At 52.0% G+C, this 23915-nt stretch carries 24 protein-coding genes and 1 riboswitch; of the genes, 15 read left to right on the top strand and 9 right to left on the bottom strand.

What is annotated here, in order from left to right; translation table 11 throughout:
- Position 1: 1 nt before the first annotated feature.
- Entirely contained in the window at positions 2 to 1234 is a 1233-nt protein-coding gene (moeA, locus tag GA0061071_RS08680) for a molybdopterin molybdotransferase MoeA (RefSeq protein ID WP_088237145.1), read from the bottom strand.
- A gap of 162 nt (positions 1235 to 1396) precedes the next feature.
- On the opposite strand from moeA, the gene iaaA reads away from it, so the two are divergent.
- Genes iaaA through gsiD form a run of 5 tightly spaced genes read left to right on the top strand, consistent with a single transcriptional unit; the run spans position 1397 to position 7672 of the window.
- Positions 1397 to 2338 carry a beta-aspartyl-peptidase gene (iaaA, locus tag GA0061071_RS08675; protein ID WP_088237146.1) on the top strand — a complete coding sequence of 314 codons (942 nt, stop codon included), beginning with the start codon at positions 1397 to 1399 and terminating at the stop codon, positions 2336 to 2338.
- Positions 2339 to 2348: 10 nt separating this feature from the next.
- Positions 2349 to 4220, top strand: coding sequence for a glutathione ABC transporter ATP-binding protein GsiA (gene gsiA / locus GA0061071_RS08670; protein WP_061494590.1), 1872 nt, complete (start codon positions 2349 to 2351; stop codon positions 4218 to 4220).
- A gap of 33 nt (positions 4221 to 4253) precedes the next feature.
- On the top strand, positions 4254 to 5795 hold the full coding sequence (gene gsiB, locus GA0061071_RS08665; RefSeq protein WP_088237147.1) for a glutathione ABC transporter substrate-binding protein GsiB: 1542 nt from the start codon (positions 4254 to 4256) through the stop codon (positions 5793 to 5795).
- Positions 5796 to 5837: 42 nt separating this feature from the next.
- A complete protein-coding gene (gsiC, locus tag GA0061071_RS08660; protein ID WP_088237148.1) occupies positions 5838 to 6758 on the top strand; it encodes a glutathione ABC transporter permease GsiC in 921 nt (306 codons plus the stop codon).
- Between the two features lie 2 nt (positions 6759 to 6760).
- Positions 6761 to 7672, top strand: a complete 912-nt coding sequence (gsiD, locus tag GA0061071_RS08655) for a glutathione ABC transporter permease GsiD (protein WP_088237149.1) — start codon at positions 6761 to 6763, stop codon at positions 7670 to 7672.
- A gap of 553 nt (positions 7673 to 8225) precedes the next feature.
- On the opposite strand, the gene rimO is transcribed toward gsiD, so the two are convergent.
- Positions 8226 to 9551, bottom strand: coding sequence for a 30S ribosomal protein S12 methylthiotransferase RimO (rimO, locus tag GA0061071_RS08650; RefSeq protein WP_061494594.1), 1326 nt, complete (start codon positions 9549 to 9551; stop codon positions 8226 to 8228).
- A 259-nt stretch (positions 9552 to 9810) separates the two neighbouring features.
- Between rimO and GA0061071_RS08645 the strand changes: the two genes are divergently transcribed.
- Entirely contained in the window at positions 9811 to 10218 is a 408-nt protein-coding gene (locus tag GA0061071_RS08645) for a hypothetical protein (protein WP_071889957.1), read from the top strand.
- Between the two features lie 845 nt (positions 10219 to 11063).
- Positions 11064 to 12017: a bifunctional helix-turn-helix transcriptional regulator/GNAT family N-acetyltransferase gene (locus GA0061071_RS08640; protein ID WP_088237150.1), complete on the top strand. Its 954-nt coding sequence runs from the start codon at positions 11064 to 11066 to the stop codon at positions 12015 to 12017.
- Between the two features lie 89 nt (positions 12018 to 12106).
- Here the strand turns inward: GA0061071_RS08640 and GA0061071_RS08635 are convergent, their stop codons facing one another.
- The 4 genes from GA0061071_RS08635 to GA0061071_RS08620 all read right to left on the bottom strand — a co-directional run bounded on the left by GA0061071_RS08635 (position 12107) and on the right by GA0061071_RS08620 (position 14898).
- Positions 12107 to 12847 (bottom strand): glycoside hydrolase family protein, encoded by a 741-nt coding sequence (locus GA0061071_RS08635; RefSeq protein WP_245191412.1) that lies wholly within the window; start codon positions 12845 to 12847, stop codon positions 12107 to 12109.
- Between the two features lie 337 nt (positions 12848 to 13184).
- The gene (locus GA0061071_RS08630) at positions 13185 to 13568 is read right to left on the bottom strand and encodes an STY0301 family protein (RefSeq protein WP_245191411.1); all 384 of its coding nucleotides are present in this window, start codon (positions 13566 to 13568) and stop codon (positions 13185 to 13187) included.
- An 84-nt stretch (positions 13569 to 13652) separates the two neighbouring features.
- On the bottom strand, positions 13653 to 14108 hold the full coding sequence (locus GA0061071_RS08625) for a DUF943 family protein (protein ID WP_245191410.1): 456 nt from the start codon (positions 14106 to 14108) through the stop codon (positions 13653 to 13655).
- The gene (locus GA0061071_RS08620) at positions 14089 to 14898 is read right to left on the bottom strand and encodes a DUF3289 family protein (protein ID WP_088237152.1); all 810 of its coding nucleotides are present in this window, start codon (positions 14896 to 14898) and stop codon (positions 14089 to 14091) included. The genes GA0061071_RS08625 and GA0061071_RS08620 overlap by 20 nt, the downstream gene beginning before the upstream one ends.
- Positions 14899 to 15897: 999 nt before the next feature.
- On the opposite strand from GA0061071_RS08620, the gene GA0061071_RS08615 reads away from it, so the two are divergent.
- From GA0061071_RS08615 to GA0061071_RS08605, 3 genes are all read left to right on the top strand, one after another.
- The gene (locus GA0061071_RS08615) at positions 15898 to 16806 is read left to right on the top strand and encodes an alpha/beta hydrolase (protein WP_088237153.1); all 909 of its coding nucleotides are present in this window, start codon (positions 15898 to 15900) and stop codon (positions 16804 to 16806) included.
- Between the two features lie 130 nt (positions 16807 to 16936).
- A complete protein-coding gene (locus GA0061071_RS08610) occupies positions 16937 to 17455 on the top strand; it encodes a DUF2778 domain-containing protein (protein ID WP_061494599.1) in 519 nt (172 codons plus the stop codon).
- Positions 17436 to 17705, top strand: a complete 270-nt coding sequence (locus GA0061071_RS08605) for a hypothetical protein (protein ID WP_061494600.1) — start codon at positions 17436 to 17438, stop codon at positions 17703 to 17705. The genes GA0061071_RS08610 and GA0061071_RS08605 overlap by 20 nt, the downstream gene beginning before the upstream one ends.
- Positions 17706 to 17718: 13 nt before the next feature.
- Here GA0061071_RS08605 and GA0061071_RS08600 read toward each other — a convergent pair whose 3' ends face one another.
- The 3 genes from GA0061071_RS08600 to GA0061071_RS08590 are packed head-to-tail and all read right to left on the bottom strand — an operon-like array spanning position 17719 to position 19483.
- Positions 17719 to 18276, bottom strand: coding sequence for a hypothetical protein (locus GA0061071_RS08600; protein ID WP_088237155.1), 558 nt, complete (start codon positions 18274 to 18276; stop codon positions 17719 to 17721).
- Between the two features lie 57 nt (positions 18277 to 18333).
- On the bottom strand, positions 18334 to 18813 hold the full coding sequence (locus GA0061071_RS08595; protein WP_088237156.1) for a GNAT family N-acetyltransferase: 480 nt from the start codon (positions 18811 to 18813) through the stop codon (positions 18334 to 18336).
- Positions 18814 to 18859: 46 nt separating this feature from the next.
- Entirely contained in the window at positions 18860 to 19483 is a 624-nt protein-coding gene (locus GA0061071_RS08590; protein ID WP_088237157.1) for a glutathione S-transferase family protein, read from the bottom strand.
- 224 nt (positions 19484 to 19707) lie between these two features.
- Positions 19708 to 19806: riboswitch (guanidine-I (ykkC/yxkD leader) on the top strand.
- A 58-nt stretch (positions 19807 to 19864) separates the two neighbouring features.
- On the opposite strand from GA0061071_RS08590, the gene GA0061071_RS08585 reads away from it, so the two are divergent.
- The 5 genes from GA0061071_RS08585 to GA0061071_RS08565 are packed head-to-tail and all read left to right on the top strand — an operon-like array spanning position 19865 to position 23903.
- Entirely contained in the window at positions 19865 to 20923 is a 1059-nt protein-coding gene (locus GA0061071_RS08585; RefSeq protein WP_088237158.1) for a putative urea ABC transporter substrate-binding protein, read from the top strand.
- Positions 20924 to 20941: 18 nt separating this feature from the next.
- Positions 20942 to 21757 carry an ABC transporter permease gene (locus tag GA0061071_RS08580; RefSeq protein ID WP_088237159.1) on the top strand — a complete coding sequence of 272 codons (816 nt, stop codon included), beginning with the start codon at positions 20942 to 20944 and terminating at the stop codon, positions 21755 to 21757.
- Entirely contained in the window at positions 21754 to 22530 is a 777-nt protein-coding gene (locus GA0061071_RS08575; protein WP_088237160.1) for an ABC transporter ATP-binding protein, read from the top strand. The genes GA0061071_RS08580 and GA0061071_RS08575 overlap by 4 nt, the downstream gene beginning before the upstream one ends.
- Before the next feature lie 3 nt (positions 22531 to 22533).
- A complete protein-coding gene (locus GA0061071_RS08570; protein WP_088237161.1) occupies positions 22534 to 23259 on the top strand; it encodes an urea amidolyase associated protein UAAP1 in 726 nt (241 codons plus the stop codon).
- Positions 23260 to 23270: 11 nt separating this feature from the next.
- A complete protein-coding gene (locus GA0061071_RS08565; RefSeq protein WP_088237162.1) occupies positions 23271 to 23903 on the top strand; it encodes an urea amidolyase associated protein UAAP2 in 633 nt (210 codons plus the stop codon).
- Positions 23904 to 23915 lie beyond the last annotated feature (12 nt).

The raw sequence follows: 23915 nt of genomic DNA, 5'->3' as shown, positions 1-23915 counted from the left end.
GTCAGCCTCCGAAGAGATGATTGAACATCTCCACATCCACCCATTCACCCGCTTCAACGTTGCCGCGTTCGCGCTCCAGCACCACAAAGCAGTTACCCTGGCTGAAGGAGCTGAAAATATGCGAACCCTGATGCCCGGTACTGCGTACTTCCAGCGTGCCGTCTTCGCCACGGCTTACCACACCGCGCTGGAAGTCGAGACGCCCCGGCGATTTTTTCAGGCGTTCTGTCGCCCGGGCGCGAAAACGCAGCGGCTGCACAGGCGCAGTATCGCCACTCAGTTTTGCCAGCAAGGGCTGCACGAGTTGGTAGAAGGTAAGGGTTGCTGAAACCGGGTTGCCAGGCAGACCGCAGAACCAGCTGTGGCGGAGTTTGCCAAAGGCGAACGGTTTACCGGGTTTGATCGCCAGCTTCCAGAAGGCAATTTCACCCAGCTCATCCAGTATGGTTTTGGTGTAATCCGCTTCGCCCACGGACACGCCGCCAGAGCTGAGCACCACATCGGCCTGGCTATCGGCAGCGATAAAGGTCTCGCGCAATTTCTGCGGATCGTCAGGAATAATCCCGAGGTTAATGACCTCGTAGCCCAGTTGCGCCAGCATCAGGTGTACTGACAGGCGGTTGGTATCGTAAATTTGCCCTTCTGCCAGCGGTTGCCCTGGCCGTTGCAGCTCATCCCCGGTGGAAAAAAGCGCCACACGCACTTTACGCACGACCGGGATGTCGGCAATGCCCAGCGACGCCAGTACCGGCAGTTCGGCCGCGGTCAGTTTGGTGCCCGCAGGAAAGACGCACGCACCTTGTTGGATATCTTCACCGGCGCGGCGGATATTCTGATTTTCACGCACATTGGCGGTAAAGCGGATCCCCGCATCGCTCTGTTCCGTCTGTTCCTGCATCACCACCGCATCGCACCCGGCGGGGATTGGCGCACCGGTCATAATGCGCACGCAGGTCCCTGTCGGCCACTCGCCGTCGAAGGGCTGCCCGGCAAACGCTTTACCGGCGACCGGTAAAGGTGTTCCGCTGCGCAGGTCGGCGAGACGCACAGCGTAACCATCCATCGCTGAGTTATCAAAACCTGGTACATTCAGGGGAGAAATAATATCCTGCGCCACCACGCGACCAAAACAGGCCGTCAGCGGTAGGGTTTCGCGGTCGTTTAGCGGCGTAATGCGTGACAACATCTGAGAGAGGGCCGTATCAAGCGACATCAGGCCATGTGAGGATTCCATATTTATTATCCAGTCAACGCGTTGAAGCGCTTATTATGGCAGAAAAGGACCCGTGTCTGAATGCCTTACGCCTACCCCATTGTAATCACGTCTCTTTACATCGTTGTAACGACTTTCTATATTCAGAAATCTTCGCAGACAAAGTAAAACCGGGCGAAAACTATGGCAAAAGCAGTCATTGCAATACACGGCGGGGCCGGGGCGATCGCCCGCGCCAGGATGAGCCCGGAGAAAGAGCAGCGCTATGCGCACGTGCTTTCGTCGATCGTGGAGGTCGGGCAACGCATGCTGGAGGCCGGCGAAAGCGCGCTGGATGTGGTGACCGAAGCGGTACGACTACTGGAAGAGTGCCCGCTGTTTAACGCCGGGATTGGCGCAGTCTTCACTCGTGATGAAACCCATGAACTGGACGCGTGCATTATGGACGGCAATACCTTGCTGGCGGGCGCGGTGGCGGGCGTCAGTCGTCTGCGTAACCCTATCCTTGCAGCGCGTCTGGTGATGGATCAAAGCCCGCATGTACTGATGATTGGTGAAGGCGCTGAGCAGTTTGCCTTCTCCCACGGTATGGCCGCGGTATCGCCGAGTCTGTTTTCCACACCGGAACGTTTTGAGCAGTTACTGCAGGCACGTGATGCGGGGCTAACGACGCTTGATCATGGCTCTGCGCCGCTCGATGAAAGCAGTAAAATGGGGACTGTCGGCGCAGTGGCGCTGGACAAGCATGGCAATCTGGCGGCGGCAACCTCCACGGGCGGTATGACCAACAAACTGCCCGGGCGCGTGGGAGATAGCCCGCTCCCCGGCGCCGGGTGTTATGCCAACAACGCCAGTGTGGCGGTCTCCTGTACTGGCACGGGCGAGGTATTTATCCGTACGCTGGCGGCTTACGATATCGCCGCATTGATGGATTACGGTGGCCTTAGTCTGCACGAAGCCTGTGAAGCGGTGGTGATGGAAAAATTACCGGCGCTGGGCGGGAGTGGCGGACTAATCGCCATCGATCGGGAAGGTAACGTCGCTTTGCCGTTTAACAGTGAGGGGATGTATCGCGCCTGGGGCTATGCGGGTGATACGCCAAGCGTAGGCATTTATCGTGAATAAGGAGTCTGGGGTGTCGCAAGGGTTTGAGGCTGAAGCAGAGGTTGTGCTTGATGTCAGCAATTTGCAGATCGGGTTTCGCGATGATAAACAAATCACCCCGGCGGTACGTCATCTCTCTTTCTCGCTGAAACGGGGCGAAACGCTGGCGATTGTCGGTGAGTCCGGTTCCGGCAAATCCGTGACTGCCTTATCGCTGTTGCGCCTGATTGAACAGGCGGGTGGCGAAGTCAGTTGCGATCACATGTATCTGACGCGCCGCAACCGGCAGAAAGTGAATCTGACCACGCTCTCAGCATCGCAAATGCGCAGCGTGCGCGGGGCGGATATTGCGATGATTTTCCAGGAGCCGATGACCTCGCTCAACCCGGTGTTTCCGGTGGGTGAGCAGATTGCCGAGTCGATTCGCCTGCACCAGAAACTGGGGCGCGAAGAGGCATTAATTGAAGCGCGGCGGATGCTCGACCTGGTGCGTATTCCCGAATCACAGTCTATTCTTTCCCGTTTCCCGCACCAGCTTTCCGGCGGGATGCGCCAGCGTGTGATGATCGCAATGGCGCTGTCGTGCCGCCCGGCGGTGTTGATTGCTGATGAACCGACCACTGCGCTGGATGTCACCATCCAGGCGCAGATCCTGCAACTGATCTCTGTGTTGCAAAAAGAGATGTCGATGGGGGTGATTTTTATCACCCATGATATGGGCGTGGTGGCGGATATCGCCGACCGTGTGCTGGTGATGAACCAGGGTGAAGCGGTGGAAACCGGTAGCGTGGAACAGATTTTCCGTAATCCACAGCATCCTTATACCAAAGCGTTGTTGACTGCCGTGCCTAAACTGGGCGCGATGAATGGTCGCGATCTGCCGCGGCGCTTCCCGCTGATTTCAGCCAAAGACCCGCTGCATCAGGAAGCGGAGATCGAGCAGGATACCGTGGTGCCGGGCGAGCCCATTTTGCAGGTGCGGGATCTGGTGGCGCGCTTCCCGTTGCGCAGCGGCATTCTCAACCGCGTGAACAAAGAAGTGCATGCGGTGGAGGGGATCAGTTTTGATTTATGGCCCGGCGAAACGCTGTCGCTGGTGGGAGAGTCCGGTAGCGGCAAATCGACGACTGGGCGGGCGCTGCTGCGGCTGGTGGAGAATCAGGGCGGCTCGATTACCTTTAACGGTGAGCGCATTGATACCTTGCCTGCCGGTAAACTGCAGCGTTTACGCCGGGATATTCAGTTTATTTTCCAGGATCCGTACGCGTCGCTCGACCCGCGCCAGACGGTAGGTGATTCGATTATTGAACCGCTGAGGGTACATAACCTTCTCGGCGAAGAAGAGGGGCGAAAACGGGTCACATGGCTATTGGAGCGTGTTGGGTTGAAACCGGAGCATGCGTGGCGTTATCCGCACGAATTTTCCGGTGGTCAACGCCAGCGTATTTGTATTGCGCGGGCGCTGGCGCTTAACCCGCGTGTGGTGGTGGCGGATGAAGCCGTCTCGGCACTGGACGTCTCTATCCGCGCGCAAATCATTAATCTGTTACTCGATCTGCAGCGCGAGTTGGGAATAGCATTTTTGTTTATTTCTCATGATATGGCGGTGGTGGAGCGCATTAGCCACCGGGTTGCGGTGATGTATCTCGGGCAAATCGTGGAGATTGGCCCGCGTCGTGCGGTGTTTGAGAACCCGCAGCATCCTTATACGCGTAAATTGATGTCGGCGGTTCCCGTCGCCGACCCGGCGCATCGTCATGCGCAGCGCGTGTTGTTGTCTGATGACATGCCCAGCAATATCCGCAAACGCGGCGAGTCGATGCAGCGTGTACAGCTGCAGAACGTAGGGCCGGGGCACTTTGTTGCCCGCTCCACGCCCGGCAACACGCAGTCCCGTTTTTAACTGAGCACTGGCAGGGTTTTTCTGGAGAACAACATGACACAATGCGTTTCACGTAACGGGCTGGTCGCGCTTGGTGTGATATCTATGCTGATCGCTGCCCCAGTCCTTGCCGCGAAAGACGTGGTTGTCGCCGTGGGATCCAATTTCACCACGCTCGATCCTTATGACGCGAATGACACCCTGTCACAGGCCGTGGCGAAATCCTTTTATCAGGGACTGTTTGGCCTTGATAAAGAGATGAAACTGGAGAATGTCCTGGCGAAAAGCTACACCGTCTCCGACGATGGGCTGGTGTACACCATTACGTTGCGCCAGGGGGTGAAGTTCCAGGATGGTACGGATTTCGATGCCGCCGCGGTGAAAGCGAACCTCGATCGTGCCAGCAATCCGGCGAACAGCCTGAAGCGTTACAACCTGTATAAGAACATCGACAAAACCGAGGTGGTTGATCCCTCGACGGTGAAAATCACCCTCAAACAGCCGTTCTCGGCATTTATTAATATTCTGGCGCACCCGGCGACGGCGATGATCTCTCCGGCAGCACTGAAAAAATACGGCGACGATATTGGTTTCCACCCGGTGGGCACCGGGCCGTACGCGTTTGAGGCCTGGAACCAGACCGATTATGTGAAGGTGAAGAAGTTTGCGGGCTACTGGCAAAAAGGCCTGCCGAAGCTGGATTCTATCACCTGGCGACCGGTGGTGGATAACAACACGCGTGCGGCAATGCTGCAAACCGGGGAAGCACAGTTCGCTTTCCCTATCCCTTACGAGCAGGCGGAAATCCTCAAACGCAACAGCACGCTCGAGCTGGTCGCCAGCCCGTCGATTATGCAGCGTTACATCAGTATGAATGTGACGCAAAAACCGTTTGATAACCCGAAAGTACGCCAGGCGATTAACTATGCCATTAACCGTCAGGCGCTGGTAAAAGTGGCCTTTGCCGGGTACGCCACGCCAGCGACGGGCGTCGTACCGCCAACTATTGCCTACTCGCAGGATTACCCGGCGTGGCCCTACGATCCGGCTAAAGCGCGGGAATTGCTGAAAGAGGCGGGTTATCCGCAAGGGTTCAGCACCACCTTGTGGTCTTCGCATAATCACAGCACCGCGCAGAAGGTGCTGCAATTTACCCAGCAGCAGCTGGCGCAGGTGGGCATTAAAGTGCAGGTGACGGCGATGGATGCCGGGCAGCGTGCGGCGGAAGTGGAAGGTAAAGGGCAGAAAGAGAGCGGGGTGCGAATGTTTTACACTGGCTGGTCTGCCTCAACCGGAGAAGCAGACTGGGCATTATCGCCGCTGTTTGCCTCCTGGAACTGGCCGCCAACTCAGTTTAATACCGCTTTTTATCGTAACCCACAGGTAGATAAAGATTTTACCGACGCGCTGAAGACAACCAGCACGGAGACAAAAGCACGTCTGTATAAACAGGCGCAGGACATTATCTGGCAGGATTCTCCGTGGGTGCCGCTGGTTGTGGAAAAACTGGTTTCGGCGCATAACAAGAAGCTGACCGGGTTCTACATCATGCCGGATACCGGGTTCAGTTTTGACGATGCTGATTTGCAACCCTAACGCATTCCCCCTTGCAGGACCGCGGGGGGCATGGAACGAGCGATGCTGAATTATATCATCAAACGCCTGCTTGGCCTGGTTCCGACATTATTGATCGTGGCTGTGCTGGTGTTTTTATTTGTGCATTTATTACCGGGCGATCCGGCGCGACTGATTGCCGGGCCGGAGGCGGACGCGCAGGTGATCGCCATGGTGCGCAGCCAACTGGGGCTTGATCAACCGTTGTGGGTGCAGTTCTGGCACTACATTACCAATGTGGTGCAGGGGGACTTCGGGATCTCAATGGCTTCCCGTCGCCCGGTGTCGGAAGAGATCGCCAGTCGCTTTATGCCCACGCTGCTGCTAACCCTTACCAGCATGGGTTGGGCGATGCTGTTTGGTCTTGGGGCGGGGATTGCTGCCGCAGTGTGGCGTAACCGCTGGCCGGATCGCCTGGGTATGGCGTTGGCGGTGACCGGCATCTCCTTCCCGGCTTTTGCGCTGGGGATGGCGCTGATGCAGCTTTTCTCCGTTGAGCTGGGCTGGTTGCCGACCGTGGGGGCGGATAGCTGGCGGCACTATATTTTGCCCTCTCTGACGCTGGGCGCGGCGGTCGCAGCAGTGATGGCGCGCTTTACTCGCGCGTCATTCGTTGAGGTGCTGAACGAAGACTATATGCGTACGGCCCGCGCGAAAGGCGTGAGCGAGCGCTGGGTTATCCTCAAACATGGCCTGCGCAACGCGATGATCCCGGTGGTGACGATGATGGGGCTGCAATTCGGTTTTCTGCTTGGCGGATCGATTGTGGTGGAAAAAGTCTTTAACTGGCCGGGATTAGGGCGATTGCTAGTGGACTCCGTTGAGATGCGCGACTACCCGGTAATCCAGGCGGAAGTTTTGCTCTTCTCGCTGGAGTTTATTCTTATCAACTTAGTGGTGGATGTGCTCTACGCCGCCATTAACCCTGCGATCAGGTATAAGTAAGGATGCGACTGTTAAACTGGCGTCGACAGGCGATTTTAAACGCCATGCCCGTGGTCAAACCGGGCCATGTGCGCACCCCATGGGATGAGTTCTGGCGACGTTTTCGCCGCCAGCCGCTGGCGATGACCGCCGGGCTGTTTGTGCTGTTGTTGATCCTGCTGGCGATTATCGCCCCGTGGATTGTTCCGTTCGATGCAGAAAACTACTTTGATTATGACCGCCTGAATGACGGCCCGTCACTGGTGCACCTGTTTGGTGTTGATTCTCTCGGGCGTGATATTTTTAGCCGCGTACTGGTGGGGGCGCAGATTTCGCTGGCCGCCGGGGTGTTTGCCGTGTTGATTGGCGCACTGATTGGCACGGTGCTGGGGCTGCTGGCGGGCTACTACGAAGGCTGGTGGGACCGAATCATCATGCGCATCTGCGATGTGCTGTTCGCTTTCCCCGGTATTCTGCTGGCGATTGCGGTGGTGGCGGTGATGGGCAGCGGAATGGCGAATGTGATTATCGCCGTGGCGGTATTCTCGGTTCCGGCGTTTGCCCGTCTGGTGCGCGGCAATACGCTGGTGCTGAAACAGCAAACCTTTATTGAATCCGCCCGCAGCATTGGTGCCAGCGATGCGGTGATCCTGTTCCACCATATTCTGCCAGGCACGGTGTCGTCGATTGTGGTCTATTTCACCATGCGTATCGGCACCTCGATTATCTCTGCCGCCAGCCTTTCGTTTCTGGGGATGGGGGCACAGCCGCCGACGCCGGAGTGGGGCGCAATGCTGAATGAAGCGCGGGCCGATATGGTGATAGCGCCGCATGTTGCGCTGTTTCCGTCACTGGCAATTTTTTTGACCGTGCTGGCGTTTAACCTGCTGGGAGATGGTTTGCGCGACGCACTGGATCCGAAGATTAAGGGATAGTGCTGGTTTCCCCTCACCCTAACCCTCTCCCCGAAGGGGCGAGGGAACCGTTCGGCGCCGTTTTGTTGATTCCCGCTTCGCTCAGTGACAACGGGAGATAGTGCTTTTCTCCCTCTCCCTCAGGGACAGAATGGAGGAGAGACAAACGCGCGGTGCGGTTTTGTTGATTCCCGCTCCGCACAGCGGCAGCAGGGGATAGTGCTTTTCTCCCTCTCTCTTTCAGGGACAGAGTGGAGGAGAGACAAACGCGCGGTGCGGTTTTGTTGATTCCCGCTCCGCACAGCGGCAGCAGGGGATAGTGCTTTTCTCCCTCTCTCTTTCAGGGACAGAGCGGAGGAGAGACAAACGCGTGGTGCGGTTTTGTTGATTCCCGCTCCGCACGGCGGCAACGGGAGAAAGTGCTTTTCTCCCTCTCCCTTTCAGGGAGAGAGCGGAGGAGAGACAAACGCGCGGTGCGGTTTTGTTGATTCCCGCTCCGTACAGCGGCAGCAGGGGATAGTGCTTTTCTCCCTCTCCCTTTCAGGGAGAGGGGTGGGGTGAGGGTTAAAACGATTTAAACCCGGGTGCCCCACAGATCATATTCGTCGGCGTTTTCCACTTTCACACGGACAACATCGCCCGGCTTCACAGCGGTTTCGCCGTTCAGGTAGACGGCACCGTCAATTTCCGGTGCATCTGCCATGCTGCGACCAATCGCACCTTCGTCATCCACTTCATCAATAATCACCAGGATTTCGCGACCGATTTTTTCCTGCAAACGTTCAGCAGAGATCTGCTGTTGCAGTTGCATAAAGCGGTTCCAGCGCTCTTCTTTAATCTCTTCTGGCACCTGATCCGCCAGTTCATTGGCGGTAGCGCCTTCGACCGGGCTGTATTTGAAGCAGCCAACGCGATCCAGACGTGCTTCTTTCAGGAAATCGAGCAGCATCTGGAAATCTTCTTCGGTTTCACCCGGGAAGCCGACGATAAACGTAGAACGCAAGGTCAGCTCCGGGCAGATTTCACGCCACTGCTTGATGCGCGCCAACTGCCGATCGACAGAGCCCGGGCGCTTCATCAGTTTCAGAATGCGCGGGCTGGCGTGCTGAAGCGGAATATCCAGGTACGGCAGGATTTTACCTTCGGCCATCAGCGGAATAACATCATCCACGTGCGGATAGGGGTAGACGTAGTGCAGACGCGTCCAGACGCCGAGTTTCGCCAGTTGCTCACACAGGCCGACCATGCTGGTTTTTACTGGCTCGCCGTTGTGGAAGCCCATACGGTGTTTAACGTCAACGCCGTAGGCGGAGGTGTCCTGAGAGATCACTAACAGCTCTTTCACTCCGGCATCCACCAGACGTTTGGCTTCCGCCAGTACATCGCCAATCGGGCGGCTGACCAGATCGCCGCGCATCGAGGGGATGATGCAAAAGGTGCAGCGATGGTTGCAGCCTTCGGAAATTTTAAGATAAGCGTAGTGACGCGGCGTCAATTTCACGCCCTGTTCCGGCACCAGGCTTAAGAACGGGTTGTGTTTCGGTTTCGGTACATAATGGTGAACATGAGAAAGCACCTGCTCGTAGCTGTGCGGTCCGGTGATTTCCAGCACTTTCGGGTGCACTTCGCGGATCTGATCTTCTTTTGCGCCCAGGCAGCCGGTGACGATCACTTTGCCGTTTTCGTTCAACGCTTCGCCGATGGCTTCCAGCGACTCTTGTACTGCGCTGTCGATAAAACCGCAGGTGTTGACGATCACCATATCGGCATCGTCATAGGTAGGTACAACGTCGTAGCCTTCGGTACGCAGTTCGGTAAGGATACGTTCAGAATCCACCAGGTTTTTCGGACAACCAAGAGAGACAAAGCCGATTTTCGGCTGCAGGTTCACATTGCTCATAGTTCAAAAAATAATCAGTTATAGGATGCTTAGGGCAGGGATTGTACAGGTCTCCGGGCAAAATTTATAGCGATTAAAGCGGTGCGGTGTGCTTCGGTGTGTGTCTGCAAATAGCAGTTGGCTGCATACCGTGTCAGGTTTGTTGTTTGGTATATATCAAGACAGCATCGCCTGGATGAGGTTGAGTCGAGAAAGGTAATCTCTGTTTCGGCAGCGCTGCCATAACGTTATCTCGTTCTCTATGAAAGGAATGTTAACCATGAAAACCAAATTACATGCACTCTTCCTGCTTGGTTTCCTGTCGTTTGGAAGTCAGGCCGAATCTTTCGTAATCGGCGCTAAGGCGCATTGTATTTATCCACCGCTAAGTAATGTGCAAGTTCAGGTCGGTACAGCATTGCAATTCCAGCTGGCACCTGGCACATATAAAATGTCATTGCCCTCTAATAACATGAGTTGTATGAACGGTTCGTTAGCGAATGGCTGCAACATCAGCACTATTTATTTGCAGGGAGGGCTTGGCAACGCTCGCTGGGGAACAACGCTGGGTAATACACCAATTACGGTGAATGTACCTACGCCGGCAACGTTTATGGCGTTTGTCACAGATGATAACTGCGTTGATAACACCGGATACGCCACGATTCAGGCGGATAAGATCCAGTAAAATATCAAAAAATTCTACCAACGCCGCACGTATTTAAGTGCGGCTTTTTTGTGCCTGGAGTTTAATTTAGGGTGATATTAAAATCCTATATAACCGAAGAGAGTGGTATTTTTATATTACATCGACATGCATATATGCTGTGATATTTCATTCTGTTAATATGCTTTCGCAAAGCAGGTCAGGAAAATCTCAAAATAACAAATTATTGGGGTGATGTGTGTTTATTATCTTCGGGTGGTTAAAGGAAAGTTGCAGAACTCCGTATTTTATTAACAATTATTGTTATAATTGTGGTTGTGAAAAATCATGGGGGCTCTATTCTGAGACAGAGTGGGTGACTTTTTTTGATATTAAGACAATCCCTTTTTTAATAAAAAGAAAAGTCTTTTGCGAGCGGTGCGGAGATGAAATTAATGTCTCATATGTTAATTTTTTTCTCATGCATAAAAATAAAGAAAAGCTGGGTTCCTGGATGGAAGATCTTCAGTTGGCAAGTAAAACTGAAAATCAACGAAAATATTTAATTGAGCGAAGAAAAAATAGTATAAATGAGTAGAGGGAATGATTTATATAACCAGTGCATTATGTCGCGTGTGGCATAAATTCGAGAGTGGCATCTTGCATATCAGGAATTTCCGCTGTGGTGTAATGAACCAGACTGTATGGGAATAGTGCTGATAGTGTCGGTTTTATAACGTTTAAGCTGGCTGCCTGGTAAACGTGAAAATGAGATGTGTCGTTGCGTTTATAAAAAATCTATTTCTCCTCTTACATCGTTTTACAATTGACAGGCTGAATAATAGATGGTTGTATTGTGCAACTACCTATTCTGAACGGGTCATACCATGGCAGCACCTGAGCTTATCAACGACATCCGTGTGGCATCGCGTCAGATGGTTCGTGAACTGGGATTTATGAACAGCACGCTTGCCGCTACCGATTACTCTCCCTCGGCAGTGCATACTCTGCTGGAAGTAGGAATGCGCGGCTCCGTCACTGCTGCACAACTGGTGCAACTGCTTGGTTTGGAGAAGTCCAGTGTCAGTCGAATGCTGGCGAAACTCATTCGTGCGGGCGAATTACAGGAGGTACCGCTGGCGGAGGATGCACGGTACAAGAAGCTGGTGCTGACCGCACAGGGAAAGGAGAGTGTATCTCGCATAAACAGCTACGGTGAGACGCGTGTGCAGCAAGCGATGGAGTACCTGGATCCCGCCCGGCAAAGTATGGTAGCTAGCGGCCTCTCAGCCTATGCTTCTGCACTGGAAGCCTGCCGGAAAGGCACGCCACTTCCTCCTGGCGACAAGCCTGACATTATCACCGGTTATCTGCCGGGGATGATTGGCCGTATCAGCGAAATGCATGCGAACTACTACTCGAACCATTATGGTTTTGGGTATTTTTTTGAGAGCAAAGTGGCTTCGGGCCTGGCCGAATTTGCTGGCCGACTGGAAAGCGAGCGCAACAACATTTGGCTCGCGGTTCTGGATGGGCGGGTGGTTGGATCGGTGGCTATTGATGGGGAAGACTTGGGAAATAATGAAGCACATCTGCGCTGGTTTATTCTCGATGATATATGTCGTGGTACTGGCATCGGTCGCCAGTTGCTTGCCCGCGCGATGCAGTTTTGCGATGAGCAACAATTCTCAGCAGTCCAACTCTGGACCTTTAGTGGTCTTCACGCTGCACGACGTCTTTATGAATCTTTCGGCTTCAGGCTGACCAGGGAATGGCAGGGTGAGCAGTGGGGACGTTCTATGCTTGAACAGCAGTTCACCCACGCGATGGAGAGGGGATAAGGCGTAACGTTTCATAGCCGGGCCTGGCAGAATGCTCATGCTATTAAGGTGTGGGGAGAAAAAAGGCGCAGCATCGTGCGCCTTTGCGTTTATTTTTTTACCGCAGAGAGTAACTGATTGGCTGTGTCCGTATTACGGGACTCAGAAATTTTTGTTCTGTGCGATTCTTTTGCTGCTGTCGCCCAGTCCTTTTTATTAACAGCGGCATTGAAAGCGGGGAAGGCACTTTTAAGCTTGCCGATCCCCAGATTAAATCCCATATCCACAAGGGCAGTTTTTACGCCATCAGGAAAACTATCATAGTCTGAATAGAGTCCGCGCAAACCCGCCTCTGTGGTTTGAACATCTTTGATACAGGTTTCAATAACTGCTTTATTTGTTAAATGAGCCAACGTCCAGGCTTTAGGGTTTGCTTTAATAGCATTAAATGCTGTAGTTATATCTTTATCACTCGCCGATACTTCCGTGTCTTCATCATCACCGTGCCCGTGAGTGGTATGTGTGCGGGTGAAGGGTAATGCCAGCGCTGCGGTAAGATTAACAATTAAATGTCCGATGCCAACGGTAATATTTCCTTCGCTATCCTGATACATGGCGTTTTTAAAACCCTCATGAACACTCAGGTTCGTTGTGCACATCGACATATAAGCGCCACTGTACTCTTTGGTACTAACAACAACGATTTTAGTTTTATCGGTTACGCCCCCGACGGCATCGCGACTCCCGTCACCATTGGACGTTGTTCCTCCGGGTTTGTTATTACCATCAAAAGAACAAATTGGACCGCTCCATGTATCATGGACGGTGCAGGTATCATCATATTCAGACATGGCTGTTCCTCATTGATTTTCATTTTTTTGTGAATAATGTTTCTCTTTTATTGTCTGTCTGGATTTCTTCTGAGTGATGTGAATAACATCCTCGTACAACAGAAATTCACAGAAAGCACAATGAGGTCACTTTATTCTCAGAAGAGCTTGCAAAGAAAACGAAGTCGGTTGTAACAGCATCAGCACTTCATCAATAGAGGTTTTTTTTCGGAAAAGAGTGAGCGTGTAAGCAAACGTATTTTTTTTGTTCTGCTGGTATATTTTTTGGCTAAAAAAAGGCCACCTGAAGGTGGCCTGTATATTCCTGGTTAAATATAAGGAATCTTCTTTTTATCCTCTATTCGCACGCCGCAAACAGATGATTTATGCCGCCTTCCAGCCAGGCGGAACATTTTTTGGCGCTGTCCGGTACTTTCAACGTGACGGTCTCTTTCGTGCCTTTATACTTGCAAACAAGATAAAAAGGCACTTCGCCCGTACTGTCGTAGAAGGGGTAACCTCTTATCGTCCACACCGTATCGTCTTCGGTATCCGGGATTAATTCACCACGTTCTTCAGGAGGCCCGCTAAAAAGGCTGACATCACTCAATCGGTGAGGTTTATTTTTAATCTGTAGTGTTGTCGGGCAGACGATTTTTTCTGCCATTGCCGTCGCTGAGAACAAAAGTATAGTGCTTAAGAGTATTGCTTTATTACACAGCATGATGGTTTTCTCTTGCATTTGTCATTCGCGAATCCTCATCAATAGTAGTTTTTTTCTATTTTTATCCTGGATGAAACATGTTGCGTGTGGCCGTTATGTGATTTACTCTTTAAGTAATATTAACTTGCCTCCAGGTGTCTCTGAATAAATTTTATTACCAATGCCATAATATATTTTTTTATTTAAGTTACCACTAATGATCATAATTCCATGATTGTAAACACAGTTTTCTTTATTTTTAATGTCATCAAAACAGTGGTAGTCATCAATGCTACCATCGTTACTGCCTGTTGGCAGGCTTTTATATCCACCAAACCGCATGATCACTACCGTGAAACTCTCAGGGTTTTCAATAAGATGGTATTTCTCTTGAAGGTGAACTCTATTTTTCTTCCACCAATTAATTTTACCTTCATTGGTGATGGGGGCATGATCCAGATAAACTAAATGGTTGTCGACCCTGACAACCTTTGTGGGCAGAAAGAACAACCAGAGGATACAGGTTGCTAGTATAAATATGCCTGTGATTAATGTTTTTTTAAGCATTGTTTTCGCCACTTATTGTTATCCTTGCATTAAAATTAGTGAAGAAAGGTTTGTAAGAAAACTTGCAATAGCGTTGTAGGACAAACCAAATACGAAAGAAACTTATCGTATTAAATTTAAATTTAAATTTGCTAATATCTTCTTGATCCAGACCAAAATGATCCTGTGCTTTGAAATGAATCGTTGCAGTATATCGATTTTCTTGGAATACAATGGATTCAATAATGATTTCAGTGCTGTTGATATCATGTACTGATATTCCTGGACCGTTTATGCAATTTTGCCAACCTACAAATTTTGGCAAATGGACTAAGGAAAATACATCAATAAAGGATTCCTTGCTTAATTGCCTGGCATTAAAATCGTGAGTGCTCAGAACATATTGTATGGCAGTTAAAATATTGCCATCAGATTTATCGTTAAGTATCATTCGATTGTAAGCCTGATCCAATTGCAAGTCCCTGTAATCGGCACCATTTTTATATTGCATGTGATTTATTAATTTAGTTATTAAACCCTGGTGTGTGCCGATAAAAGAGAAAGCTCGTGATTGATTTCTTAGTTCGTCGAAAAGTATAGCTATAACTTTTTCTTTAGAATAGGCAGGGAGATTGCGTAGAGCTGGATGATCATAAGGGGAGTGAAAAGTAGACCAATCGACTAATGATGAAACCTGATGAAGATGAAACTTTGACTTGAGAGTTTTTTCGTCCATGTCTCCACATTGCATATCATCAGCGCTATGATCATTAAAGGGTTTCTTAGTGATGAAAATCGTTAACGGTCGATCAATTCCATGCATTTTTAATCCATTCCTTTGCTATCTTCAATTCCATTGAAGATAGCATTATACAATTTTCTTAAAAAGTATGTAGGATTTTGAAAAACCTTCTTATTCAGATGGATACCAGAAATTGCGGGAATGACGACTTCACTTGTCTTCACACCAAACATCATTCAAGGAACCCAAAATCTGGCTATATTAGCTCTGTTCAAAATTATGGTGATGCTTGTTACTGGCAATTTCATACCTGTTTTACTGCACCAGCCAACGAAGACGATACGATGTTGGTCAGTCTGTGACGCATTGATGAGCGTTGCATGTCAGGGACTGAAATAGCTATTCTCCCAGTCACTGAGACAACAGATGCAGCATGCAAGAAAGCCTTTGATATAGTTTTTCTCGGGACGAACATAAGCGATACTAAGCAAGACTTTTATTATCTGTGACTGTTAATTCCCAATATTTGTAACCGAGGTGAATTTTCCCTTTTCAATGAATAGAAATTCAATTTCACTTATTAGAAATAAGCTTGCTGCCATTGCAATGATATTTTGTCGTTATCGAAACTGTGAGGTGGAAGTTGATTCTCTGGGATTCATCATAATTAACAATGCTATCTCAGCTAAGAGGTGAACGGCGTTTGCTTTTGTTTTGGCATCCGATGAAGCGTTTCTCCAGCTACTTATGTCAATACCAATGAAAACGATAACCGCGCCAGCCTTAATGCTCCACCCTGGCACGCTATTCGCCTGGAACGGCAGACTTTTTTCTGAAGTCACCCGGCCACTGGGGGCATAAGCATCAGGATACGGTCGCTCTGCCAGATTAACAGGATACTTCCGTAAGTGAAGCACACTGGCTATTTACCTTCCCTGATACTCTTCTGACTCTCCGGCTCGTTTCTCTCTTTAAATATTGCAATTAGCAATCATTCTCATTAATGTGCGTGACGTGTTGCCACGTTCACGGCTGGCAACGTTTTCATCGTAGGGTCATGGACACAAGGAGAGGGCGGAAATGAATCCAGAGTTATGCAACAGGGAACATCTGCGCATCGTGGTACGTCTGGCGGCGTTTTTTACCTTGTTCTTCTGCACGGTAAGCAGTTACGCCAGGCCTGATATGTCTCCGCTGGGGCCAAATATTGCCGATAAAGGGTCCGCTTTTTATCACTTCTCCGTCAGGACTTTTGATTCCACCGATGGCAAACGCCATTACAAGGTGTGGACCGGAATTCCCAATAAAGCACCGCCAGCATCGGGTTACCCGGCGGTGTATCTACTGGATGGCAATGCGGTGATGGACCGGTTGTCTGACGCATTTTTGCAGACATTATCGCAACACAATCCGCCCGTGATCGTGGCTATTGGTTATCAAACGCCTCTGCCCTTTGACCTTGAGTCCAGAACCTGGGATTACACACCTCCTGCGGAGGGAAATGAACAAGTGCTTCGCGGCAGGAAGGGGGGCGGAAGCCAGGCGTTTCGGCAGCTTATTGAGCAGACCATTGCGCCCCAGGTCGAGCAGCATACCGCTATAAATCCCCATAAACGTGCATTATGGGGGCACTCCTATGGCGGATTATTTGTGCTGGATGCGTATTTATCTTCGAGAATATTCACAGCCTACTACACCGCCGTTCCCTCAATTGACCATAACAATGTTGCGCTGCTGAATCAGATAACGCATACGGAAAAACAACGCGTCAGCCATAAACAACTCTGGTTGATGGAAGGTGATGGCGAACAGCGGGTCAGGGAGAAGGGCAATCACCTGGATGTGCTTATCGCCATACGTGAAACGGCTTCCACGCTGCGCGATAACGGCACTGCGGCAACCTTCTTGCTGTTTCCCGGGCTGACGCATGGTGAAATGTTCACCGCCTCGTTTCAGGCCGCGCTGCAACGTATCGCCACGGAAGAGTAAACCCGTGTGCGGTAGCCAATAAACTGCCTTACCTCTGCGATAGTGCTTTTTTCGAATTATCTTATAGGCTCAATAAAAACAGCATGATAAATAACCGGGTTTTTACAGGGAGTCTGACATCGTGATCCAAATGCAGATGGTCTATGACGATGCTGCGCGCAAAAGCGGCAAAGCGACGCTTACGGTATATGGCGTCGGGAGTTTTTCTGTGTTGTCGGGCCGTGAGCAATATATCAATAATCCCAACTGCGCCTGGATTTCAAACTACGGCTCAATCCCTGTTGGTGAGTACTGGATTGTGGATATGCCCAGCGGTAGTTTTGCCAACAGTGTACTGCGTGAGTTGAAAGACTGGGTGAATAACACAGACCATTCGCAATGGTTTGGCTTATTCAGCACGCAGACGATGAGCGACAGCGTGTTCGTTAATGGCGTCAAACGCGGTCAGTTCCGCCTCCATCCGTTACGGCCTGACGGTTCCGGCGAGTCCTGGGGCTGCATCACTTTTTACCGCGTACCGGATTTTAATGTCGTCAGAAGCGCGTTACTGCGCAGTGAAAAAGTCGCTGTACCCGGCGGCAATGGTTTACAGGCTTATGGCAAAGTGACCGTAAAAGGAACAGCGGATTATGCGAACTGCAATCTTTAAGATCCTGGCGGGGATCCTGTATGTAATTATCGCTTTCGTGATCGTGGCGAAGGTGAAACCGGTTAACGATTTCTATCTATGGTCGTCAGATAACCTTTTCGAACTGCTGTGGCGGAAGAAAATCCTCACCGGCAATTACGAGTGGGGTAACGATCCCGCCAGCACCATCATGTTGATCGTGCTGGTGGTGGTGATTGCCTGGCTGCTGGCATTGATTGTCAACACGATTCGCGCCCGCCGCGTACGCTGATTTCCGGCAAGCCTTAGCGCTTGCCACCAATAATTACATACCCCATCTTCGCTTCCTCGCACAACGGATCACCGCAGCCACAGAGGTCAATCGCACTGTGCACCGCGTATTTATACCCGGCGAGGAAGGGGGCCATATCGACATTGCTCTCATCGTAATTCCAGTAAAACGCGATGCACCAGAAAGAGCGCATTGGCTGGTACTGCGCCAGCAATTGCAATTTGGTGTAATCCTTATTCAACACGCGCCGCAGGGTGCTCAGCTTTTTCACGCACTTTAATTCGACGTAAATATCCTGTTCGGCTTTTTTGCTCTCACGTTTTAATACCAGATCAACGGACATCACCTGCTTTTTCTCGCTACCAGGCAGCAGCAGCGAAAACTGTTTTTCCCGTTCACAGCTAAACAGCGGGTGGGACTGAAAATAGTATTGCAACTCAATTTGCAGCCACTTTTCCCAGTCATTGATCGTGCCATTGATCATTTCCATTTTATTGAGCACCTCATCGTCGGCTAAAAATGCCTCCAGTGAGGTTTCAATTTCCAAAAAATCCCGATTGTCGCCGCGCATGGAACGGTTTCCTTGTAAAAAGCATTCATCCGTTATCGACCTTTATGGCAACTTTCTTTAAACAGCCTGAAGCGGATACGTCATATCGATGCAACGAAGTTCTGCTTTGGCAAGGCCAGAGTAATGCGTGTTTTCCCGCACAAAGGTAAAGCCATGCTTTTCGTAAAATGTTCTGGCATTGGGTGTCGAGGATAAAACAAGCTGTTTAATACCGCGCTGGCGAGCTTCATTTTTAATCGCATCAATAATCAATCCTGCGAGGCCGTTACCGGTATATTCCGGCAAGGTGAAAATTGCCTCAACGCTCTCTGACGAAAGATCGAGAAAACCGGTGGCAACAATCACTCCATCCGATGTGCTCGCTACAAAAAAAGGGTTGTCCGCCATAATGCGTAAAAAATGTTCCGGCAGGGTATCTGGCGTCCATGCCTTAATCACGTCCGGGGCGTAGCTGTTTGCGCATCCGTAACGAATTGACTGGTTGCGGACATACCAGCACTGTTCTGCTTCATCCGGCTCTGCATATCTGATTTTCATATTCCCTCGCCTGTCACACCCCACTGGCCAACGATTTTATCTGGATTTACACCATCCCATTATTCCCATGACGCAAAAACGCCGGGCGCTGGTTTAAACGTTCAAACCATGCGTCGATGGCCGGTACATCCGGGTGATCAAATGGCGTCATCTTCCATCGGTTGACCGACAGACCCAGCACCACATCCGCCAGCGTAAAGGAGTCACCTGCCGCAAAAGCGTCGGTACGTTGCAACTGCTGTTCGAGAATGCCGATGCAGTGGTTCCACTCCTTAATGCCAGCGGCAATGGCCTGTTGATCGTTATAGGCCGGGTTTTTGCGTCCCAGTGCCGGGAAAACATAGCGCCAGGCGTTATTAAATTCGGTCGCCTGCCAGTCCATCCAGTGCTCGACATTGGCGCAGGCTTGCGGCTCGCCAGGTAACAGGTCGTCACGCCCGGCTTTGCGCACCAGGTAACGGCAAATGGAGTTGGATTCCCAGAGTGTAAAATCCCCGTCGATCAGTACCGGCACCATTGCGTTCGGGTTTAACGCACGAAACCAGTCGGTTTCCGTGGAGGCAAAACCGCTGCCGTAATCCTCCTGAATATAATCAAGACCCGCCTCTTCGCAGGTCCACAGGACCTTGCGCACATTAATCGATGTCGTTTTACCCAGAATCTTAAGCATGGTGCTGATACCCGTCCCGCGTGATTAATCGTTTAAAAACAATACACCAGCTATATACATTTGCACCACCGGGCGTGCAGCACCAGCGTGGTGCACTGCCTTGTGGTGGCTCACCAAAACAGGGATAGCGTAGCGGTGCCTATCACTAACATCATGAGAAAAAAGGCAAAACACTCTGGCACAGGCCTTGCAAAAGTAAACGTGCAGTGCAACACACAACATGAAAAATAGCTGGCTAGGGTTCCGGTTCACCTGTGTGAATGTCTGGTCCAAGAGCTGGCGACCTCTGCGAGGTTACACGGCGGGACAAAAACCCGGGAGACAGCAGCACCATTGGGTGTCGCGCTGCCCCTAACTTTTTGTGCCAACCAGAGGTCAAGAATGAAGAAATCTTCCTTACTCCGCACGCTTGTGCTGTCGCTGGCAATGCTGGTCAGTCTCCCCACTTTTGCCGCCGTCAAAAAAGAGTTCAATGTTTGCTGGACCATCTATGCCGGATGGATGCCATGGGGCACCCTCAGCAGTAGCAAAATCATTGATAAATGGGCCAGCAAGTACGGCATCAAAATCAATGTCGTTCAGCTCAACGACTATATCGAATCCATTAACCAGTATACCGCCGGCCAGTTTGATGGCTGCACCATGACCAATATGGATGCGCTGACGATTCCGGCTGCTGGCGGGGTGGACAGCACGGCGCTGATCCTCGGCAGTTACTCCGAAGGCAATGACGGCGTCGTGATGAAAGGCGAAGGCAAGACGCTGAAGGACCTGAAAGGGATGAAGGTCTACCTGCCGGAACTCTCTGTTTCTCACTATCTGCTGGTGCGCGGGCTGGAAAAAGCCGGGCTGGCGGAAAAAGATGTGACCGTCGTGAACACCTCCGATGCCGATATTGTCTCGGCCTTCGCCACGCCGAATGTACAGGCCGCTGTGGCCTGGAACCCGCAACTGTCGGTCATTAAAGCCACACCGAAAACCAGCGAAGTCTTTAGCTCTTCGCAGGTGCCGGGCGAGCTTATCGACATGATGGTGGTGAACAGTGAAACCCTGAAAGATAACCCGGCGTTGGGTAAAGCGCTGACCGGCGCATGGTACGAAATGATGGGCCTGATGAAAGCCGGAGACACCAACGTGCTGAATGCGATGGCGGCGGCTTCTGGTACCGATCTGCCGGGTTACCAGGCGCAACTGAAAACCACCCACCTGTTCTATACCCCGGCGGATAACGTCGCTTTTGTGACCTCGGCTGAACTGGCGAAAACCATGCAGCGCGTGGCGTCGTTCTCCTTTGCAAAAGGTTTGCTGGGTGACGGCGCGCAGAGTGCGGATTTTATCGGCATGACGTTCCCCGGCAATGTCACGCAGGGCGATGCGAATAACGTGAAGCTGCGCTTTGATGACAGCTTCGTGAAAATGGCCGCTGCCGGCAAGCTGTGATAACTGACGGAGTTCGCCATGCGACAGATTAACCGCCATCCTGGTTCCGGTATGCGGATGATGCTCATCTTGCTGCCTTTCGTCCTGCTGCTGGCCGCGTATTTTATGGGCTCAGCGGTACGGCTGGAGGCTAATCCACAGGACAAGCTGTTACCGGGCCTGCAACAGATGCTGGAGGCACTCTCACGGATGGCGTTTACCCCGGACAAACGCAGCGGTGAATACCTGTTCTGGGTGGACACGCTGGTCAGCCTGGCGCGCTTGCTGCTCGGGCTGAGTATCGCCTCGCTGCTGGGCTTGTGCATTGGCGTCACCGCAGGCGTGTTTCCGTTGTGGCGGGCATCGCTGTCGCCTTTGATAACGGTATTGTCGATGATCCCGCCGCTGGCGATATTGCCGGTGCTGTTTATCGTCTTTGGGCTGGATGAGTTATCGAAAGTGATGCTGATTGTCATTGGCATCACGCCGATGCTGGCCCGCGACCTCGAACACCGCGCGTGCGAGATCCCGCCGGAGATCCTGATTAAAGCGCAAACGTTGGGGGCGAACAGCTGGACGCTGGTGCTGCGCGTGGTGCTGCCACAGTTACTGTCGCGGCTGCTGACCTCGCTACGCCTGTTGCTCGGGTCGGCATGGCTGTTCCTGATCTCTGCGGAAGCCATCTCATCGACTGCCGGCCTGGGGTATCGCATTTTTCTTGTGCGCCGCTATATGGCGATGGACGTCATTATCCCCTATGTCCTGTGGATCACCTTGCTGGCATGGCTGATGGATCTTGCGCTGCGTCAGTTACACAAAACCTGTTTTCCCTGGGCGGAAGGGGGGAAGGCATGAGCTTTATCACCATCAACAATATCTGGCAGGAATATGGCGACCATGTGGTGCTGGAACGCCTGAATTTGCAGGTAAAAGAAGGGGAGTTCTGCTCAATGGTCGGTGCATCCGGCTGCGGCAAATCCACCTTTCTGCGTCTGTTGCTTGGGCAGGAAGCGCCGAGTCGCGGCAGCATCACGCTGGATGGCAAACCACTGACCGCAGAGCCGGACAGCAGTCGGGGCGTGGTATTTCAGCGCTACTCTGTCTTCCCACATCTGACGGTGCTGGATAACGTCACCATTGGTATCGAACTGCCGCAATCTCCGCTATTTGGCCGCCTCTTCGGGGCGAAAAAACGCGCCGCGCGTGAACAGGCGGCGCAGATGCTGGAGAAAGTCGGCCTCAGCCACGCGTTGCAAAAATACCCGGCGCAACTCTCCGGTGGGATGCAGCAACGTTTGGCCATCGCCCAGGCATTCATTATGCAACCGCGCGTTTTACTGTTGGATGAGCCGTTTGGCGCGCTTGACCCCGGCATCCGTAAAGATATGCATGCGCTGCTGTTACAGCTCTGGGGCGAAACCCGCATGACCGTCTTTATGGTGACCCACGATCTGTCGGAAGGCTTCAACCTCGGCACCCGTTTGCTGGTGTTCGACAAGGTGCGTATCGATCCGCACGCCCCCCAGGCGTATGGCGCGCGCATCACTTACGACATCCCGCTCAATGAGACGCGGCTCTCCGCGCTGAGTGGCACGAGGCCCGATAACGTCTATGCATTAAGGAGTTAATTCATGACCACAAACATAACCCCTGTCACCCTGCGGGATGAGATCCTGCCGGGTGGCGGCCACCTCTCTTTTGTACTCAAGCGTGGGCAAATCCTGCGTATGACCGACATCGAAGGTGGCGCAAATGTCAGCCTGATGATGCTGAACGCCCATGAAAAAAGTGAACGTCTGAACTTGCCGGACACGCTAAAAGGCCAGCACACGGCGCGCCTGACCGCCGGGCACTGTTTCTACTCCGATATGGGGCGCGTCCTGGCCGGGATCACGGCCGACACCTGCGGCTGGCACGATCCTTTTGGCGGAGTGCTGAATGCCGCCGAAGTGGCAGAAAAGTACGGACAGGGGCGCTATCAGGAGCTGCGCAACGGTTTCTTCCGTAACGGTACAGACAACCTGTTGATCGAAATGGGCAAATGGGATCTCAACCTTGAAGATTTACTGATGGTGGTCAATTTCTTCAGCAAAGTGGCGGTGGATGACAACGGTCAGTTCAGCTTCCACCACGCACATTCGCAACCCGGCAGTTACGTTGAGTTGTTCGCACCGATGGATGTGCTGATGGTGCTGACGGCGCTGCAACACCCGATGGATCCCTCGTCAGAGTACGCGCCACGCCCGGTACGGCTGAGCTGGCGACAGGCGGAAGACCCGCAGGCGGCGATTAACGCCTTACTGACGCGCCCGGAAAACGAGCGCGCTTTCACCAATACCTACCTTTTCGCCCAGTAAGGAGTCATATGATGAGTGTCGTCAGTGAAAAACAGGTCTCACACGCCGCCTTCCGCCATGTGATCCCGGCAGGAGAACCGTATCTGTTTGAAGTGAAAAAAGGCCAGACGCTTCGTCTGCTTGATCTGGAAGGTAACCAGGCGGTGGATACGCTGTTCTATAACGCCGACAACCCCCGCGAGCGTTACGATCCGCAACGGACGCTGCGCCGCCAGAATAACGCTTACCTCACCACAGGCAGCGTGCTCTGGTCCAATATGGGCAACCCGCTGCTGACCCTTGTTGCCGATACCTGCAGTCGTCATGACACCCTTGGCGGTGCTTGCGCACAGGAGAGCAATACCGTGCGTTATGCGCTGGACAAGCGGCATATGCATAGCTGTCGCGACAATTTTCTCTGCGCCTGTCTGCACGATGGCCGCCTGCAAAAGCGCGACATTGGCGCAAACATCAACTTCTTTATGAACGTGCCGGTAACCGCGCAGGGTGGCCTGACCTTTGAGGAGGGGATTTCCGCGCCGGGCAAATACGTTGAGCTGCGTGCCGAGTGTAATGTCATTGTGCTGATCTCCAACTGTCCGCAGCTCAATAACCCCTGCAACGGCTGGAACCCGACGCCTGCCGAGGTGCTGATATGGAACTGACGCCAACCCGCT

Source organism: Kosakonia oryzendophytica, assembly GCF_900094925.1.
In the GTDB taxonomy this organism is placed as follows: domain Bacteria; phylum Pseudomonadota; class Gammaproteobacteria; order Enterobacterales; family Enterobacteriaceae; genus Kosakonia; species Kosakonia oryzendophytica.
This window is presented reverse-complemented; position numbering and strand designations above follow the sequence as displayed.